Genomic DNA, 13,719 nt, shown 5'->3' on the forward strand with positions numbered 1-13,719 from the left:
GGCCCCGAACGCACTCAGCGCTTCCGGCACCGGCTGGAAGAAGGTCTCGCCGCCCGAGGCGACCGGCCTTCTCGTCCCTCATGGAGGTGTGCCAGATGACCAGTACGGTCCCCGCGTCCTTGACCCGTTCGGCCGAAGGCTCTGCCTTGCAGGCTGTTTTCCTCGACATGGACGGCACCCTCGTGGACACCGAAGGTTTCTGGTGGGACGCGGAGGTGGAGGTCTTCGCCGATCTCGGCCACGAGCTCGACGAGGCATGGCGGGACGTGGTGGTCGGCGGCCCCATGACGCGCAGCGCCGGTTATCTCATCGAGGCGACCGGCGCGGACATCACGCTGCCCGAGCTGACCGTGCTGCTCAACGACCGTTTCGAGGACCGCATCGGGCGCGGTGTGCCGCTGATGCCGGGCGCTGCCCGGCTGCTCGCCGAACTCGCCACACACGAGGTGCCCACCGCTCTGGTCTCCGCCTCCCACCGCCGCATCATCGACCGCGTCCTCGCCTCCCTCGGTCCCCAGCACTTCGCGCTCTCGGTCGCGGGTGACGAGGTCTCGCGCACGAAACCGCACCCGGACCCCTATCTGCTGGCCGCCCGGGGGCTGGGCGCGGAACCGGCGAGATGCGCCGTCATCGAGGACACAGCGACCGGTGTGGCGGCCGCGGAGGCGGCCGGCTGCCGGGTGGTCGCCGTGCCGTCCGTGGCGCCGATCGCGGCCGCCTACGGCAGGGTGGTCGTACGTTCACTCGAAGAAGTGGACCTTGGTTTTCTGCGCACCCTCATCACCTCGATGAACTGATGCGTATACGGTCCGTGTTTCTCCCCCGATTCGACAATGGGTTTCCTGGCGTGACGTTCGTCACTCTGAGTGGTCACGCAGAGGTTCGCCCGGATCGCCCCGCACGCTGACCAGGGGGGCTGGGCCTGCCCTTGTGTCCGCATTGGTGGAGCGTTGTACGAATCATTCCGTCGCGGGCATGTCCGCCCACGGGCGGAGCTGATTACGGAGCGATTACGATCCCAACTCGGTCCTGGTCACGCTTTCCTGACGTCTCCGACTAGTCTCATCGCGAGTACTTCGCCGCTCAACGATGTATCCCGGCGGTTGCCAAGCCATCCGGAACGCAGGACCGATCGTTCTGTTTTCCCGGCCCGATCGCACCGCTCAGAACGGGCGGCCGCGGCGGAGTCCCCCGTACAGATTGCTGTATCCCAGTGCCGGATGAGGGAGAACGTCCCGGATGAACCGTAAGACTTTGGTGCTGCCGGCCGTGGTCGGCCTGCTCGCGCCCGTGCTCGTCGCCTGCGGCGGCACGGACGGCGGGTCCGGCGGCAAAGACGCCATTGTCGTGGGTACCACGGACCAGTTCATCGCCACCGCGGACGCGCCCGCGCCCCTCGACCCGGCCTACGCGTACGACACCGGCGCCTGGAACGTGCTCCGGCAGACCCTTCAGACGCTGATGCACGCTCCGCTCGGCGGCGGCGAGCCGGTGCCCGACGCGGCCCAGTCGTGCAGCTTTACGGACACGGTCAGCGAGAGCTACCGCTGCAAGCTGCGCAGCGGGCTGAACTTTGCTGATGGCACCCCCGTCACCGCCGAGGACGTGAAGTTCTCCATCGAGCGCGTGGTGGACATCGACGCCGACAACGGTACGGCCGCCCTGCTCGCGAACATCGACACCATCGAGACCAACGACGACGAGGTGGTCTTCCACCTCTCCACGCCGGACGCGACGTTCCCGTACAAGCTCTCGACGCCGGCCGCCGCCATCGTCAGCAAGAAGAACTACGACGGCAAGAAGCTCCGCGAGGGCTTCGAGGTCGACGGCTCCGGCCCGTACACCATGAAGACCGAGGCCAAGGGCGGTCAGATCGCCAAGGTCATCTTCACCAGGAACCCCTTCTACCAAGGTGACGTCAAGCTCCGCAACGACAAGGTCGAGCTGCGGTCCTTCGCGGACGCCGACTCGATGGGCAAGGCGCTCGACTCCGGCGACATCGACATCATGACCCGTGCGATGTCTCCCGAGCAGATCAGGGATCTGTCCGCGAACCCCAAGAAAGGCATCGAGCTCACCGAGATGCCGGGTCTGGAGATCCGCTACCTCGCCTTCAACACCAATGACCCGTCGGTGAAGAACAAGGCAGTCCGGCAGGCCATGGCCGCGGTCGTCGACCGCGGCCAGATCGCCGGCGAGGTGTACGGCGCCACCGCCGAGCCGCTCTACTCGCTCATCCCGTCGAGCATCGCGGCGCACACCAACTCCTTCTACAACAAGTACGGCGAGCCGAGCCGCACGAAGGCCGCGGACATCCTGCGCGCAGCCGACATCACCACGCCGGTGAAGCTGAAGCTCCACTACACCAGCGACCACTACGGCGCCGGTACGGCCAAGGAGTTCGAGGCGCTCAAGAACCAGCTGAACGCCACCAAGCTCTTCGACGTCACCATCGAGGGCACCGAGTGGGCGAAGTTCCGTCCGGCCCAGAAGCGCGGCGACTACGCCGTATACGGTCTTGGCTGGTTCCCCGACTTCCCGGACCCGGACAACTACATCGCCCCGTTCCTGGACAAGGGCAACTTCCTCAACACCCCGTACGTGAGCACCGTGGCGCGGGAGCTCATCCCGCAATCGCGCCGTGCCGCCGACCGGACCGCCGCGTCCGACGCCTTCACGCAGATACAGGAGATCGTCGCCGCTGACGTGCCGTTCCTGCCGCTGTGGCAGGGCAAGCAGTACGTCGCCGCCCGCACCGGCGTCACCGGCGTCGAGCGGGTACTCAACTCCAGCTCGGACCTGCAGCTTTGGGAGTTGGGCCGGGGAGCTGTCTGACCCGTACCATTTGGCGGGGCACATCGCCGCCCTCCGTACAAGGGAACAGAGGCACGGTTCGGTGAAGACAGGTAACAAGTGGCTGGCCACCCCGCTCGTGGCGGGGCTGGCGGCCGGTCTGTTGAGCGGCTGCGGCAATCAGAACGATGGTGGCGCCTCCGGCGACAGCGGCTCGCTGGTCATCGGAATGTCGGACGAGGTCCTGGCCACAGACCCGGCGGCAGGCTATGACCCGGGTTCCTGGCTGTTGTTCAATAACGTCTTCCAGTCGCTGCTCAGCTTCCCCAAGGGCAGTTCCACCCCGGAGCCGGAGGCAGCCGAGCGCTGCACATTCGAGAAGGGTGGCAGCACGGTCTACCGCTGCACACTGCGCGACGGCCTGGAGTTCAGCAACGGGAACAGCCTGACCTCGGAGGATGTGAAGTTCTCCTTCGAGCGTGTGCGGAAGATCGCCAGCGACGCGGGCCCCATGCCTCTGCTCTCCACCATCGACAAGATCGAGACGCCGGACGAGAAGACGGTCGTCTTCGAGCTGAAGGCCCCCGACGCCACCTTCCCGAGCAAGATCGCCTCGGGTGCCGGCTCCATCGTCGACCACCGCGAGTACCAGGCCGACGCGCTGCGCACCGACGGCAAGGCAGTCGGCTCGGGTCCCTACAAGCTCGACTCGTACGGCAAGGACGAGGCTGTCTTCTCGCTCAATTCCGGATACAAGGGCACCGCCAAGGCGCAGAACTCGGGCATAACGCTGAAGTTCTTCCACAGCGACCAGAAGGCGCTGGCGTCGGCCCTCGGTGAGGGCCGGGTCGACATCGCCTACCGAGGACTGTCCGCGGGTGACATATCCGGACTCCAGGGCTCGGCGTCGGCCGATGCCAGGGGGATCGAGGTCGTCGAGGGAACCAGCGCCGAGGTGCAGCACCTGGTCTTCAACCTCAACGACCCGGTCGTCGGCAAGCTCGGGGTGCGCAAGGCCATTGCGTATCTCATCGACCGCGACGCCCTGGTCCGGGACGTCTACCAGTCCACGGCGACCTCCCTCTACTCGATCATCCCGGCCGGCATCGCCGGTCACAACACCGCGTACTTCGATCTGTACGGCGGCAGCCCGCATCCGGAGAAGGCGAAGCAGGCGCTGCGCTCCGCCGGCATCAGCGGCAAGGTGAAGCTCACCCTCTGGTCCACGCCGAGCCGCTACGGCCCCGCCACCGACCAGGAGTTCGAGGCGATCGCCAAGCAGCTCAACGACAGCGGGCTGTTCGACGCGACGGTGCAGTCGGTCAGTTTCGAGCAGTACGAGAAGGACATCGCGGCCGGTAAGTACGGCGTCTATGTGAAGGGCTGGGTCCCCGACTACCCCGACGCCGACAACTTCACGCAGCCCTTCTTCGGCGAGGGCAACGTCCTCGGCAACCACTACGAGAACAAGCGGATCACCGGCTCGATCCTCCCCAAGACCGCCGCCGCCACCGACCGGGCCGCCACCGACCAGGAGTACGGCGAGCTCCAGGACCTGGTCGCGGCGGAACTGCCGATCCTGCCGCTCTGGCAGGGCAAGCAGTACGCCGTGGCCTACGGCAACATCACAGGCCTGGAGTGGACCCTGGACGCCTCGACCGTCTTCCGGTTCTGGGAGATCAGGAGGACCTGACGGCTCAGCCGCCGGCGCCCTGTCCGCTCACTGGGCGCCGGGGGACACCAGGCACGTCTGCTCACTGGGCGCCGGGGCGCACCAGACCGCTCTCGTACGCGTACACCGCGGCCTGCACCCTGTCGCGCAGGCCCAGCTTCGTCAGCACATGGCCCACATGCGTCTTGACGGTGGTCTCGCTGACGAACAGATCCGCTGCGATCTCGGCATTGGACAGCCCCCGCGCGACCAGCTTGAGCACCTCCACCTCGCGCTCGGTCAGGGTGTGCAGCGTGTTCGGGACCGCCTCCTCGCCGGACGGCAGATGGTCCGCGTACTTGTCAAGCAGCCGGCGCGTGATGCTCGGGGCCAGCATCGCCTCGCCCGCCGCCACCACCCGGATCGCCTGGACCAGCTCATTGGCGGGCGCGTCCTTCAGCAGGAAGCCGCTCGCGCCGGCCCGCAGCGCCTCCACCACGTACTCATCGAGGTCGAAGGTGGTCAGCACCAGCACCTTCGCCGGGCCGTCGCGCCCGGGGCCGGTGATCTGCCGGGTCGCCTCGACGCCGTCCATCCGGGGCATCCGGATGTCCATCAGCACCACATCAGGCTGCAGCGCACGCACCTGGTCGAGGGCCTGGAGACCGTCCCCGGCCTCGCCGACGACCGCGAGGTCCTGCTCCGCCTCCAGGATCATCCGGAAGCCGGTGCGCAGCAGCGGTTGGTCGTCGACCAGTAGGACGCGGATAGCCACGGGTACTCCTTCGCTTAGACCGGGCCCATTCTGCCCTGGTCATCCTCGGCCGAAGCGGTCGGGGAAATGCTCAGCGGATATACCGGGGGAGTGCCGCCGAATTCCGGACAGACCGCCTGGTGGTCGCACCAGCCGCACAGCTTCGTCGGCCGCGGCCGCCAGTCACCCGACTCGGTGGCCTGCCTGATCGCGTCCCACAGCGCCAGCAGCTTGCGCTCCATACGCTCCAGGTCCGCAGGGGCCGGGTCGTACGTCAGCACATCGCCGCTGCCCAGATACACCAGTTGCAGCCGGCGCGGCACGACGCTTTTCAGCCGCCAGATCACCAGCGCGTAGAACTTCATCTGGAACAGCGCGCCCTCGCTGTACTCCGGGCGCGGGGCCTTGCCCGTCTTGTAGTCGACGATCCGCACCTCGCCGGTGGGCGCCACATCGACCCGGTCGATGACCCCGCGCAGCCGCAGCCCCGACTCCAGCTCCGTCTCGACGAACATCTCCCGTTCGGCGGGCTCCAGGCGGGTCGGATCCTCCAGCGAGAACCACCGCTCCACCAACTGCTCCGCCTCGCCCAGCCAGCGCGTCAGCCGCTCGCCCTCGGCGTCCTGGGCGAAGAGCTCGGCCAGCTCCGGCTTGGACTCGAGCAGCCGGTCCCACTGGCCCGGGATCAGGGCCTTGGCACGCGGAGCCGTGCGCTCCGCCGCCGGGGCGTCGAAGAGCCGCTCCAGCACCGCATGCACCAGCGTGCCGCGGGTAGCCGCCTCGCTGGGCTTCTCGGGCAGCTTGTCGATCACCCGGAACCGGTACAGCAGGGGACACTGCATGAAGTCGCTCGCCCGCGACGGCGACAACGATGTGGGCTGCTGACTCGTACTCATGACTCAGACCCTACGACCCGCCACTGACAGCGAGCGGAATACCATCAACCTCAGACCCTCGCGCACTGCATGATCGAGCGAGCGACGCATTCGCAACGAAAGGGACCCGTGAACGAGGACGACACGAGCGGTGAGCGCGGGCGGTCGCAGTCCGGTACGGGGGGAGCGAGCCCCGAGGGAGGCAAGCCGCGACGCTCCGACGGTCCCGGCGGCGGCATTCTGATGGGCCGTCCCTTCGGAGTGCCGGTCTACGTCGCCCCCAGCTGGTTCATCGTCGCGGCCCTCATCACCTGGGTCTTCGGCGGTCAGCTCGACCGCGTGCTCCCCGAGCTCGGCGGCTTGCGCTACCTCGTCTCCCTCTTCTTCGCGGTCGCCTTCTACGCCTCCGTACTCGTCCACGAACTGGCCCACACCATCGCCGCGCTGCGCTTCAAACTGCCGGTGCGCCGCATCCAGCTGCAGTTCTTCGGCGGCGTCTCGGAGATCGAAAAGGAGTCCGAGACACCGGGCCGCGAGTTCATCCTCGCCTTCGTCGGGCCGCTGCTCTCGCTCGTGCTGGCAGGCCTCTTCTACCTCGGCCTGCAGGCCGTGGAGCCCGGCACGGTCCCGGGTGTGCTGCTGGCCGGCCTGATGATCTCCAACCTCATCGTCGCCGCGTTCAATCTGCTGCCCGGGCTGCCGCTCGACGGCGGCCGGATGCTGCGTGCCGTCGTCTGGAAGATCACTGGCAAGCCGATGTCGGGCACCGTCGCCGCGGCCTGGGTCGGCCGGGCGCTGGCCGTCGCCGTCCTCATCGGCCTGCCGCTGCTCACCCACACCGGTGCACTCGGCAACGCCACCGAGGACATCGGCGGCATGGAGACGGTCACCGATGCGCTGCTCGCCGCGATTCTGGCCGCGATCATCTGGACCGGCGCGGGCAACAGCCTGCGCATGGCGCGGCTGCGCGAACACCTCCCCGAGCTGGAGGCCCGTACGCTCACCAGGCGCGCCGTTCCCGTGGAGTCCGACACCCCGCTCTCCGAGGCCCTGCGCCGCGCCAACGAGGCGGGGGCCCGCGCGCTGGTCGTCGTCGACGGCCACGGTGAGCCGAAGGCCCTGGTCCGCGAGACGGCGATCGTCGGCGTCCCGGAACACCGCCGCCCGTGGGTGGCGGTCAGCGGCCTCGCCCAGGATCTGACGGAGGGCATGAAGATCCCGGCCGAACTGGCGGGCGAGGCCCTCCTCGACAAGCTGAGGGCGTCTCCGGCGACGGAGTACCTGGTGGTCGAGGAGACGGGCGAGATCTACGGCGTACTGTCCACGGCGGACGTGGAGCGTGCCTTCGTAGCAGCGATGGCGCGGCCGTCTTCCTGAAGGCACCGCTGAGGCGGGTGGTCCGCGGGGCCGACAGGGGCCGGTAGGCTGGTCACATGTCCGAACCGACCGGTGCCGCCCGCCGACGCGGGCCCTTCAAGGTCGGGGACCAGGTCCAGCTCACCGACCCCAAGGGACGCCACTACACGTTCACGCTCGAGGCCGGGAAGAATTTCCACACCCACAAGGGTTCCTTCCCGCACGACGAGCTGATCGGCGCTCCCGAGGGCAGTGTTGTCCGTACCACGGGAAACGTCGCCTACCTCGCGCTGCGCCCCCTGCTCCCCGACTACGTCCTGTCCATGCCCCGCGGCGCCGCCGTGGTCTACCCCAAGGACGCGGGGCAGATCCTGGCCTTCGCCGACATCTTCCCCGGCGCGCGCGTCGTCGAGGCGGGGGTGGGCTCCGGCTCGCTGAGCAGCTTCCTGCTGCGCGCCATCGGCGACCACGGCATGTTGCACTCCTACGAGCGCCGCGAGGACTTCGCCGAGATCGCCCAGCAGAACGTGGAGCGCTACTTCGGCGGCCCGCACCCCGCCTGGCAGCTCACCGTCGGCGACCTCCAGGACAACCTGACCGACGCCGACGTCGACCGCGTGATCCTGGACATGCTCGCCCCCTGGGAGTGCCTGGAGGCCGTTTCCAAGGCGCTCGTCCCCGGCGGCATCCTCTGCTGCTACGTCGCGACCACCACCCAGTTGGCGCGGACCGTGGAGTCCATCCGCGAGATCGGCTGCTTCGCCGAACCGCAGCCCTGGGAGTCGATGATCCGCAACTGGCACGTCGAAGGCCTGGCCGTCCGCCCCGACCACCGGATGATCGGCCACACCGGCTTCCTCCTCACCGCCCGCCGTCTCGCCGACGGTGTGGAGCCCCCGATGCGCCGCCGCCGTCCCGCCAAGGGCGCGTACGGCGAGGACTACGAAGGCCCCAACAAGGGCTGACACCCGCACAACGTGACGACGCCGCCGCTGAGTTCCCGCGACACCACAGGGAACTCGGCGGCGGCGTCCTCATGTTGACCGTTTCTTGACGAGCACATTCGGACCCCGCTGTTCCGCACCCGCTGTGACGTATGGCACTATGCAGGCCACCCCCACCGGACCGCCGTCACAGGAGACATCCCGCGTGCAGACCTCCGTCGTCCCGGACCTCGCGCACACCCACGCCCGCCCGGTGCACTGGATGGCCACGGCGACGGCGATGGCCGCGGTCGTCGCGGCCGCCGGACTGCTGCAGCCCCGGGCCGCCACCGCGTCCCAGGCGGGCGCGCCCGGGACCGGCAGCGGTGCCGCCGCGGCCCCCGATCCGGCAGGCGTGCAGCTCCCGCTGGAGTGCGGCGGGGCGAAGAACGTCGTGACCGACAAGGCTTCGGGCGACCTCGACGGCGACGGCAGCCCCGAGACCGTGGCCGTGGCCCGGTGCGACGCCGGCTCCGGCACTCCGCCGAGCGGCGTGTACGTACTGACCCAGGGCAGAGGTACGGGTCCGCACGTCGTCGCGACGCTGCTCGAGCCCGCGCAGAAGCTCTCCGTCAAAGACTTCGCCGTACGTGACGGGGCGGTTACTGCGACTCTGCTCGGCTACTCCTCGCCGGACGTGCCGAGCTGCTGTCCCGACCAGCAGGAGAAGGTCAAGTGGCAGTGGCAGGGCGGGAAGTTCGTCCGCACCGCCATGGCGCAAGCACGGAGTATGTGATCCGTCACTCTGCGTCGGGGCCGTAGACTTCGACCCTGTCCGAAACGCGACGCACATGGATGCAGTCGCCCGGGCACTCCTTCGCGGAGTCCACGACGTCCTTCAGGAGCGGCAGTGGTACGGGCGTTGTGGCGCCCGGGTTCTGGAGCAGTTCGTCCTCGCCGCTCTTCACATACGCGAGCCCGTCGATGTCCAGCTCAAAGACCTCGGGGGCGTACTGCGCACAGATCCCGTCCCCGGTGCAGAGGTCCTGGTCGATCCAGACCTCCAGGGCCTCCCCGACGCTGTCGGTGGGCGCCTCGTGCCGCACGGTCATATCTCCTGCCGTTTCCTTCGTCGGGTGTAGCAATGTGAAGCAAGTCGTGCCAGCCCTGACGGGTGTTGAACGCTTCGACGATACAACCGCCCGCTTTCCGATGTTGATGGGTGGGTATTCCCCTGGCGTGAGGGAGAGCGCAAGGGTGAAGATCGGACACACCTCTACCGTCTTTGTGATCTAGGGGTTTCAATCACCACCCGTCCAGGTAGGGTCAGGAAGCGTCCAGCTCCCCATGGAGGAGGTGAGGACCGTGGCAGCCCACGACGACGACATCAACCGCGGCATCCGGCCGGGGCGAGGGTCTGAAGACCCCGCCGGCCAGGTTGCCTATCTCGAGCAGGAAATCGCCGTCCTGCGCCGCAAGCTCGCCGACTCTCCGCGTCATACGAGGATTCTCGAAGAGCGGATCGTCGAGTTGCAGACCAATCTGGCCGGCGTTTCCGCACAGAATGAGCGGCTCGCCAATACGCTCCGTGAGGCCCGCGACCAGATCGTGGCCCTCAAGGAGGAGGTCGACCGGCTCGCTCAGCCGCCGGCCGGCTTCGGTGTCTTCCTGCAGGCCAACGAGGACGGCACCTGCGACATCTTCACCGGGGGCCGCAAGCTCCGGGTGAACGTCAGCCCCAGCGTCGAGCTCGACGAGCTCAGGCGCGGCCAGGAAGTCATGCTCAACGAGGCGCTCAACGTGGTCGAGGCCATGGAGTTCGAGCGCGCCGGGGACATCGTCACCCTCAAGGAGATTCTCGAGGACGGCGAGCGCGCCCTGGTGCTCGGGCACACCGACGAGGAACGGGTGGTGCGGCTTGCGGACACGCTGCTGGACACCACCATCCGTCCCGGTGACGCCCTGCTGCTCGAGCCCCGCTCCGGCTACGTCTACGAAGTGATCCCGAAGAGCGAGGTCGAAGAGCTCGTCCTCGAAGAGGTCCCGGACGTCGACTACGACAAGATCGGCGGTCTGGGCGGCCAGATCGAGATGATCCGCGACGCGGTCGAGCTTCCGTACCTCCACCCGGACCTCTTCAAGGAGCACGAACTGCGGCCGCCGAAGGGCATCCTGCTCTACGGCCCGCCCGGATGCGGCAAGACGCTGATCGCGAAGGCCGTTGCCAACTCCCTTGCCAAGAAGGTCGCCGAGGTGACCGGCCAGCCCGCGGGGAAGAGCTACTTCCTCAACATCAAGGGCCCCGAGCTCCTCAACAAGTACGTCGGTGAGACCGAGCGGCACATCCGCCTCGTCTTCCAGCGTGCCCGGGAGAAGGCGAGCGAGGGTACCCCCGTCATCGTCTTCTTCGACGAGATGGAATCTCTCTTCCGCACCCGTGGTTCCGGCGTCAGCTCGGACGTGGAGAACACCATCGTCCCGCAGTTGCTCGCCGAGATCGACGGTGTGGAGGGTCTGGAGAACGTCATCGTCATCGGCGCCTCCAACCGCGAAGACATGATCGACCCCGCGATCCTGCGCCCCGGCCGACTCGATGTGAAGATCAAGATCGAGCGTCCGGACGCGGAGGCCGCAAGGGACATCTTCGCCAAGTACCTGACGGCCTCGCTGCCGCTGCACTCGGACGACCTGTCCGAGCACAATGGCTCCAAGGAAGCCGCGGCGCACGCGATGATCCAGTCCGTCGTCGAGCAGATGTACGCGGAGTCCGAGGAGAACCGCTTCCTCGAGGTCACGTACGCCAACGGCGACAAGGAAGTCCTGTACTTCAAGGACTTCAACTCCGGCGCGATGATCCAGAACATCGTCGACCGGGCCAAGAAGATGGCCATCAAGGCCTTCCTCGACCACAACCAGAAGGGCCTTCGGGTCTCCCATCTCCTCCAGGCATGCGTGGACGAGTTCAAGGAGAACGAGGACCTGCCGAACACCACCAACCCGGACGACTGGGCCCGGATCTCCGGCAAGAAGGGCGAGCGGATCGTGTTCATCCGCACCCTTGTCACCGGAAAGCAGGGCGCGGACACCGGACGTTCCATCGACACGGTGGCGAATACCGGTCAGTACCTGTAGAACGCAGACCGGCTGCGGATGCTGGGGGTCCCCCGCCGAGGGCAGGGGGACGGCATCCGCAGCCGAATGCTTTTCTGACAGGTCCAGCCATACCGGAGCAATGACGAAATTGATCTCCCCACCAGTGCAGAGGCGTTCTAGGCTCTTCGGTACCACCGAGTCGCGCAGTGCGGGGACGGGCACCGCACAGGCACCGGAGAGACAGCGGTACTTGAGCGTCGTTCCCGGAGGGGAGCGCCGCCGGGCAAGGAGGGCCGCATGACCGTACGGCGAGTAATGGGCATCGAGACGGAGTACGGCATCTCCGTCCCGGGGCACCCGAACGCCAATGCCATGCTCACCTCGTCCCAGATCGTCAACGCCTACGCGGCGGCGATGCACAGGGCGCGGCGCGCCCGCTGGGACTTCGAGGAGGAGAATCCGCTGCGGGACGCCCGCGGCTTCGACCTCGCCCGCGAGGCCGCCGACTCCAGCCAGCTCACCGACGAGGACATCGGCCTGGCCAATGTGATCCTCACCAACGGTGCACGGCTGTACGTCGACCACGCGCACCCCGAGTACAGCTCACCCGAAGTCACCAACCCGCTCGACGCCGTCCTGTGGGACAAGGCGGGCGAGCGGATCATGGCGGAGGCCGCCGAGCGCGCGGCCCAGCTCCCCGGCGCCCAGCCGATCCACCTGTACAAGAACAACACCGACAACAAGGGCGCGTCCTACGGGACGCACGAGAATTACCTGATGAAGCGGGAGACCGCCTTCTCGGACATCGTGCGCCACCTGACGCCGTTCTTCGTGTCCCGGCAGGTCGTCACCGGTGCCGGACGGGTCGGAATCGGCCAGGACGGCCATGAACACGGCTTCCAGATCAGCCAGCGCGCCGACTATTTCGAGGTCGAGGTCGGGCTCGAGACCACGCTGAAGCGGCCCATCATCAACACCCGCGACGAGCCCCACTCCGACGCCGAGAAGTACCGCCGGCTGCATGTGATCATCGGCGACGCGAATCTGTCCGAGATCTCGACCTACCTCAAGCTGGGCACGACGGCCCTGGTCCTGTCGATGATCGAGGACGGCTTCATCGCGGTGGACCTGGCGGTCGACCAGCCGGTACGCACCCTGCACCAGGTCTCCCACGACCCGACCCTCAAGCGCCTGGTCACGCTGCGCAGCGGCCGGACACTCACCGCGGTCCAGCTCCAGATGGAGTACTTCGAGCTGGCCCGCAAGTACGTCGAGGAGCGCTTCGGCGCGGACGCCGACGACCAGACCAAGGACGTCCTGGTGCGTTGGGAGGACACCCTCAACCGGCTCGAGAACGACCCGATGAGCCTGTCCGGGGAGCTGGACTGGATCGCCAAGAAGGAGCTCATGGAGGGCTACCGGCGACGGGACGGCCTCGGCTGGGACGCGGCGCGGCTGCACCTGGTGGACCTCCAGTACGCCGACGTACGCCCCGAGAAGGGCCTGTACAACCGGCTGGCGGCCCGCGGCAAGATGAAAAGGCTGCTGGACGAGCCGGACGTCGTACGGGCCGGGACGAAGCCCCCTGAGGACACCCGGGCGTACTTCCGTGGCCGCTGCCTGGAACAGTACGCCGACGATGTGGCCGCGGCCTCCTGGGACTCGGTCATCTTCGATCTGCCCGGCCGTGACTCGCTGCAGCGGGTCCCGACCCTGGAACCGCTGCGAGGCACCCGCAACCACGTCAAGGAGCTGCTGGACCGGTGCCGCACCGCGGAAGACCTGGTCCGGGTGCTGTCCGGGGGCTGAAATGGTTCTCGTCCGGGAATCATCGAGGTGGTCCCCGGACGTTGAGGCAAGTGCGGGGCCGATGTCGGACCCGGCTTGTAGGGTCTGATCTTGACCGAACGAACTCACGTCAGGGCAAACCGAGCGGGGTGAGGGATATGGCGACCAAGGACACCGGCGGCGGGCAGCAGAAGGCCACGCGTTCCACTGAGGAGACCGAGGAGCAGACGCAGGAGGCGCAGGCTTCGGAGGACCTCAAGGAGCGCCAGGACAAGCTGTCGGACGACGTCGACTCCGTACTGGACGAGATCGACGACGTCCTCGAGGAGAATGCAGAGGACTTCGTGAGGTCGTTTGTCCAAAAGGGCGGAGAGTAAGTCTCGTTGTCCGTCCCGGGCCGTCGGCGAAAGCCGGTGGCACCGGGGCGGATGACCGGCGACGGCGCGGGTAAGGTCCGTGCACAGTTCGAAAGATCGGCCCGCGCCC

Annotated in this window: 12 protein-coding genes; 9 read left to right on the top strand and 3 right to left on the bottom strand. The window is 67.6% G+C overall.

Going from position 1 to position 13,719, the window contains the following annotated elements; translation table 11 throughout:
- Positions 1-95 precede the first annotated feature (95 nt).
- The 3 genes from ACWDO5_RS16275 to ACWDO5_RS16285 all read left to right on the top strand — a co-directional run bounded on the left by ACWDO5_RS16275 (position 96) and on the right by ACWDO5_RS16285 (position 4,486).
- Complete coding sequence (locus ACWDO5_RS16275) at positions 96-797, top strand: HAD family hydrolase (RefSeq protein ID WP_450530935.1); 702 nt, start codon at positions 96-98, stop codon at positions 795-797.
- 442 nt (positions 798-1,239) lie between these two features.
- Positions 1,240-2,835, top strand: a complete 1,596-nt coding sequence (locus tag ACWDO5_RS16280; protein WP_450530936.1) for an ABC transporter substrate-binding protein — start codon at positions 1,240-1,242, stop codon at positions 2,833-2,835.
- 61 nt (positions 2,836-2,896) lie between these two features.
- Complete coding sequence (locus tag ACWDO5_RS16285; protein ID WP_450530937.1) at positions 2,897-4,486, top strand: ABC transporter substrate-binding protein; 1,590 nt, start codon at positions 2,897-2,899, stop codon at positions 4,484-4,486.
- 61 nt (positions 4,487-4,547) lie between these two features.
- Here the strand turns inward: ACWDO5_RS16285 and ACWDO5_RS16290 are convergent, their stop codons facing one another.
- The gene (locus ACWDO5_RS16290) at positions 4,548-5,219 is read right to left on the bottom strand and encodes a response regulator (RefSeq protein ID WP_450530939.1); all 672 of its coding nucleotides are present in this window, start codon (positions 5,217-5,219) and stop codon (positions 4,548-4,550) included.
- A gap of 14 nt (positions 5,220-5,233) precedes the next feature.
- Positions 5,234-6,094 carry a RecB family exonuclease gene (locus tag ACWDO5_RS16295; RefSeq protein ID WP_450530940.1) on the bottom strand — a complete coding sequence of 287 codons (861 nt, stop codon included), beginning with the start codon at positions 6,092-6,094 and terminating at the stop codon, positions 5,234-5,236.
- 69 nt (positions 6,095-6,163) lie between these two features.
- Between ACWDO5_RS16295 and ACWDO5_RS16300 the strand changes: the two genes are divergently transcribed.
- From ACWDO5_RS16300 to ACWDO5_RS16310, 3 genes are all read left to right on the top strand, one after another.
- Positions 6,164-7,450: a site-2 protease family protein gene (locus tag ACWDO5_RS16300; RefSeq protein ID WP_450530941.1), complete on the top strand. Its 1,287-nt coding sequence runs from the start codon at positions 6,164-6,166 to the stop codon at positions 7,448-7,450.
- Positions 7,451-7,506: 56 nt separating this feature from the next.
- Entirely contained in the window at positions 7,507-8,394 is an 888-nt protein-coding gene (locus ACWDO5_RS16305; protein ID WP_450530942.1) for a tRNA (adenine-N1)-methyltransferase, read from the top strand.
- A 184-nt stretch (positions 8,395-8,578) separates the two neighbouring features.
- Entirely contained in the window at positions 8,579-9,148 is a 570-nt protein-coding gene (locus tag ACWDO5_RS16310) for a hypothetical protein (RefSeq protein WP_450530943.1), read from the top strand.
- 4 nt (positions 9,149-9,152) lie between these two features.
- Here the strand turns inward: ACWDO5_RS16310 and ACWDO5_RS16315 are convergent, their stop codons facing one another.
- Positions 9,153-9,464: a ferredoxin gene (locus ACWDO5_RS16315; RefSeq protein WP_450530944.1), complete on the bottom strand. Its 312-nt coding sequence runs from the start codon at positions 9,462-9,464 to the stop codon at positions 9,153-9,155.
- A gap of 253 nt (positions 9,465-9,717) precedes the next feature.
- On the opposite strand from ACWDO5_RS16315, the gene arc reads away from it, so the two are divergent.
- The 3 genes from arc (at position 9,718) to ACWDO5_RS16330 (ending at position 13,610) form a co-directional block, all read left to right on the top strand.
- Positions 9,718-11,484 (top strand): proteasome ATPase, encoded by a 1,767-nt coding sequence (gene arc / locus ACWDO5_RS16320; protein WP_450530945.1) that lies wholly within the window; start codon positions 9,718-9,720, stop codon positions 11,482-11,484.
- A gap of 258 nt (positions 11,485-11,742) precedes the next feature.
- Positions 11,743-13,254 (top strand): depupylase/deamidase Dop, encoded by a 1,512-nt coding sequence (gene dop, locus ACWDO5_RS16325; protein WP_450530946.1) that lies wholly within the window; start codon positions 11,743-11,745, stop codon positions 13,252-13,254.
- A gap of 137 nt (positions 13,255-13,391) precedes the next feature.
- Entirely contained in the window at positions 13,392-13,610 is a 219-nt protein-coding gene (locus ACWDO5_RS16330; RefSeq protein ID WP_215091412.1) for a ubiquitin-like protein Pup, read from the top strand.
- Positions 13,611-13,719 lie beyond the last annotated feature (109 nt).

Source organism: Streptomyces sp. NPDC000880, assembly GCF_053599675.1.

What these genes read in the sequence shown, in the direction of transcription:
- ACWDO5_RS16275 (WP_450530935.1), top strand. Translation starts at nt 96, where the DNA reads ATGACCAGTACGGTCCCCGCGTCCTTGACCCGTTCGGCCGAAGGCTCT.
- ACWDO5_RS16280 (WP_450530936.1), top strand. Translation starts at nt 1,240, where the DNA reads ATGAACCGTAAGACTTTGGTGCTGCCGGCCGTGGTCGGCCTGCTCGCG.
- ACWDO5_RS16295 (WP_450530940.1), bottom strand. Translation starts at nt 6,094, where the DNA reads ATGAGTACGAGTCAGCAGCCCACATCGTTGTCGCCGTCGCGGGCGAGC.
- ACWDO5_RS16300 (WP_450530941.1), top strand. Translation starts at nt 6,164, where the DNA reads ATGATCGAGCGAGCGACGCATTCGCAACGAAAGGGACCCGTGAACGAG.
- ACWDO5_RS16305 (WP_450530942.1), top strand. Translation starts at nt 7,507, where the DNA reads ATGTCCGAACCGACCGGTGCCGCCCGCCGACGCGGGCCCTTCAAGGTC.
- ACWDO5_RS16315 (WP_450530944.1), bottom strand. Translation starts at nt 9,464, where the DNA reads ATGACCGTGCGGCACGAGGCGCCCACCGACAGCGTCGGGGAGGCCCTG.
- dop (WP_450530946.1), top strand. Translation starts at nt 11,743, where the DNA reads ATGACCGTACGGCGAGTAATGGGCATCGAGACGGAGTACGGCATCTCC.
- ACWDO5_RS16330 (WP_215091412.1), top strand. Translation starts at nt 13,392, where the DNA reads ATGGCGACCAAGGACACCGGCGGCGGGCAGCAGAAGGCCACGCGTTCC.